Source organism: Methanohalobium sp. (assembly GCF_018609725.1).
In the GTDB taxonomy this organism is placed as follows: domain Archaea; phylum Halobacteriota; class Methanosarcinia; order Methanosarcinales; family Methanosarcinaceae; genus Methanohalobium.
Genome location: NZ_JAHENT010000097.1, coordinates 1 through 3896 on the forward strand (window position 1 = coordinate 1; position 3896 = coordinate 3896).

Consider the following 3896-nt stretch of genomic DNA (forward strand, 5'->3'; position numbering starts at 1 on the left):
GCACAAATTCGATAGAAGAGGAGCTGTGGTCTACGACCAGAGGGTACTGTCGTTCAAGGGAAATGATATGGTTTCTATACTTACACTGGATGGTCGTGAGAAGATAGGAATATCTTATGGTGATTTTAGACCTTTTGACATAAGTAAAATCAGAGGTCAGACAGACCTTATTTACGAAGACGGTAACTTTTACCTGATGCTTGTGATGGAAGTAGGTGAAAACGAAGTCAGGTACAACGATGATGTTATGGGTGTAGACCTTGGCGTAGTTAATATAGCAACTACTTCTGATAATGAAGTTTACAAAGGTACAAAAGCTGATGAGATAAGAGAGCGATATACCAGTCTGAAATCGAGATTACAATCTAGAGGCACGTGGTCAGCCAAGAAACATCTTAGGAAATTATCCAAAAAGGAACGCCGGTTCAAACGCGACCTGAACCATTGGGTTGCCAAACAGCTGGTCAAACGCGCTAAAGACACGTTTCGGGCTATTGCACTGGAGAACCTCAACAGTTTTCGCCCGGAGGCTACGGTTACTAAAGCGCAAAAAGATAGGTTAGGTAAATGGGCGTTCTCTGAATTGACCGATTTCATATTATACAAATCAAAACTTGAAGGAGTACCTGTAGTCATTATCAATCCGATGTATACCTCTCAGCAGTGTTCTGAGTGCGGATATATCAATAAAAATAACCGTCAGAAACAGGCTAACTTCAGGTGTAAAAGATGTGGTCATAAAGAGAACGCTGACTACAATGCTTCGAAGAACATAGCACACAGGGGAGCTGTCAGCCTTCCTGATGTCCTCCGCTTAGCTTCTGTTAGTCGAAGTTAAGAGATGGAAGGACAAGCTAACCGCTTTAGCGGTTAGTAGCTGACTTCTATGTTGAGAACTTGCGATGACCTGATTTTACCAGCTGATTCTGTTCTCCAAACTACTTGAAAAAATAACCATACACTCCATGTAATTAACAGCAACAAGAAACTATCTGTTAATTGCAAGAGCGGGTAATTGTAGAAATTATAGAATTCTGAACTCTTTTGAGATTAACAGGAAAAAGAGCTTCAGGAGCTATTACCCGGATTTAAATCAAATTATATGGAGGATTAAATTGGAACAAGTAGAAAATCAAGAAAAGCTAATCGACAGTGCAGTAGAATTGATGTTAGAAGTAATGTTGACGACTGACAGCCACTGTACCAAAAAGGAAATCGAAGACTGCCTGATAAGGATGGAACATCTGGCAGCCGGTACGATTATCGAACACCTGTACCATGATGGATACAATCAAGACCTTGAAAATATCCTCGTACAGATGGGACAACCGGCTGTAGATCGCCTGTCAGAGAAGATGGAACAGTACCAGAATCAATATGGAAATGCCCAGCAGCTGCAGTTGATACTGGATCGTATCGAGGAATACATCAAAAACCCGGATAGTCATGATTCGTGGAACCAGAATCAAAAGTTACAGTCGTCTGCTTCATCTGGCTATTATCTGCAGAATAACAATCTGGACAAGATGTCATCAGAAGAATTTGAAGATTTTATCGAGTCGATGTACAAAGATAAAGGTTATCTGGTCGAAAGAACCGGTACTACAGATATGGGTGCCGACCTGATTATAACCGGTTATGGAGTCGAGCGAACAGTGGTTTTGATAAAACATCTAAGTCCAGGGAGGAAAGTTTCCATCAAATCTGTCCAGGAAGCAGTGGCAGCAAAGAGCTACTATCATTGTAACGGTGCCATGGTCATTTCCAATCAGGAATTCACGAGACAGGCCGTAAAACTGGCAGAATCGAATGGTGTTTCTCTAATCAGCAGAGAACAGCTGGAAAATATGATCGTTTTTTAAATAGACAATATACTTCATTCCAGGTTTTACCAGAGTATTTAGTCCATGCCCTTGCATGGATTTTATTTTTCTGACTTTACAAATTTAACCTCATAGTTGTTTTTGTTTTCGAAATTACCCGCACAAAAAAACCATACAATTAATTGAATTTTATAAAAAATTTCAAAATAAAAATTTAAGGAGGTAAAAAATGGACAAAATTGAAAAGATATCCATATAGCCGCTCATACAAGAATTGAATGATGAAAATAACGATATAGGGGACAATATTGAGATTAAAAAAGCGCTTGTAAACCACGGAGAAAAGGCAGTAGAACCTTTAATTAATTGTCTCAAAGAAACATACCCGAATTTAGAAATAAAAGAAACATTGACTGATATCGGAGAGCCTGCTGTTATACAAGTTATGGAGGAAATCAGGAAAGGCGATAACCCTGATAAATTGGCCTGGGAGCTTTTAAATATCCTTGAGGATACAGATTCTGCAGTACCATATGTTTTGCACGAACTCAGAGACAAACTGCCAGAACTCGATAGAATCAATCACAAGGATATCATATTTACCTATAAATCTATATTGAATAGGCACAGCAAGTATACTGCAAACCTGATTATTGATTATTTGAAGTATGATGAGGGAGATATGATTAAAGATTATCCACAATTTGTGTCTTTCCGAGAACCAGTGGATGAAGAACGCGAAATCCTCATCGAAATATTCCAGGAATTAGAATCTGAAGCAATCGATCCAATCATCAACGTTCTCAATGAGAATTGGGAACCTGAAATAAAGGAACTGCTGGTGGATATGTTGAAAGACGAGGATTTTGAAGACCGCCTTCAAGAATATCTAAGAGTAACAGAAGACCTTGCTTTCAAATGTCAAATCGCTGAAATCATCTGCGAAATAGGAAACGTTCCATTAAAAGATCTATTGCTAATTATAAACAGCAGTGATGAGGATGAAGAATTACCCGACAATCCGGATAAACTGACACCCAGACAACTTGAACTGGCAGTATGCAAGATCTACAGGGAGAAGGGGTATTATGCAAGCAGAACTAAAAAAACCAAGGATAAAGACTAGGGTGCAGATATAATATTGACCAAACTTGGATCAGAACGCATTGCTGTGCAGGTCAAACAATCTGGTACAAAAGTGGGGAACAGTGCAGTGCAGGAAGTGGTCGCTTCAGTGCGGTATTATCTCTGTAATTCAGCGATGGTGGTCACAAATAATTACTACACACCTGAAGCTGTAGAACTTGCAAGAGCAAATGATGTGAAACTGGTAAACAGAGATGAGCTTAGGAACCTGATGATATCGCATTACAAACTGTTTAAAAAAATAGATTAAACATCTGATTCAATCTATGGTTAATAATATTAACTATTGATTGTTTCGGTGTTGTTTTTTTATCCACTTCCATTTTTTCTTTTTTTATTAATAAGTATTTAACACAATTTTCCGATTGCCGGAGATTTTTCTCTATTTTATAATTTAGCGATAAAAAGACCATACAAACTCATAGAATTTATTATAATTGGAGGTTAAAGCTTGAAGATAATTTATCAGAATATTGAATCAATATCCTTGACAGAACTGTTGCAGGAGGTGGAAATATACTACAAAACCAGAGGTTATCAGGTTGAAAGAACACCAGGTATAGGTGCTGGTACAGACCTCATAGCAACGTTTTTAGGTGTCGAAAAGGTAGCTATCAGGGTATGTTCCAGTGGATTTGCTTCAGTTTCATCTGTTCATGAAGTTTCTTATGCTAAAATCTATAGTTTACTTTATAAGTAAAAAATATAAGAATTGCTAACATAAAATATAATCAATTATATTCATCATGGAGATTGTTATGGTAAAAAGAACCGAAACGATATACTTAAATTATGATAAAAACCTTAGCTGGTTGTGTCATATTTCCAAGAACCTATACAACCAGGCAAACTTCATAGTTAAGCAATCTCTAAATGATGAAGGTGATTGGGTAAGATACGAAGAACTAAATAAACAGTTAAAAGGTA

The 3896-nt window shown here is 37.6% G+C and carries 5 protein-coding genes; all 5 read left to right on the forward strand.

The annotated features are described in order from the left end of the window. The coding region (locus QZ276_RS06490) for a transposase (RefSeq protein WP_292486393.1) at nucleotides 1–838 on the forward strand (838 nt) is incomplete at its 5' end. A gap of 277 nt (nucleotides 839–1115) precedes the next feature. Then, a complete protein-coding gene (locus QZ276_RS06495; protein WP_292486396.1) occupies nucleotides 1116–1862 on the forward strand; it encodes a restriction endonuclease in 747 nt (248 codons plus the stop codon). A 235-nt stretch (nucleotides 1863–2097) separates the two neighbouring features. Beyond that, nucleotides 2098–2949: a restriction endonuclease gene (locus QZ276_RS06500; RefSeq protein ID WP_292486398.1), complete on the forward strand. Its 852-nt coding sequence runs from the start codon at nucleotides 2098–2100 to the stop codon at nucleotides 2947–2949. Nucleotides 2950–2961: 12 nt separating this feature from the next. Beyond that, complete coding sequence (locus QZ276_RS06505; protein WP_292486402.1) at nucleotides 2962–3219, forward strand: restriction endonuclease; 258 nt, start codon at nucleotides 2962–2964, stop codon at nucleotides 3217–3219. A 201-nt stretch (nucleotides 3220–3420) separates the two neighbouring features. Further along, nucleotides 3421–3669: a hypothetical protein gene (locus QZ276_RS06510; RefSeq protein ID WP_292486400.1), complete on the forward strand. Its 249-nt coding sequence runs from the start codon at nucleotides 3421–3423 to the stop codon at nucleotides 3667–3669. Nucleotides 3670–3896 lie beyond the last annotated feature (227 nt).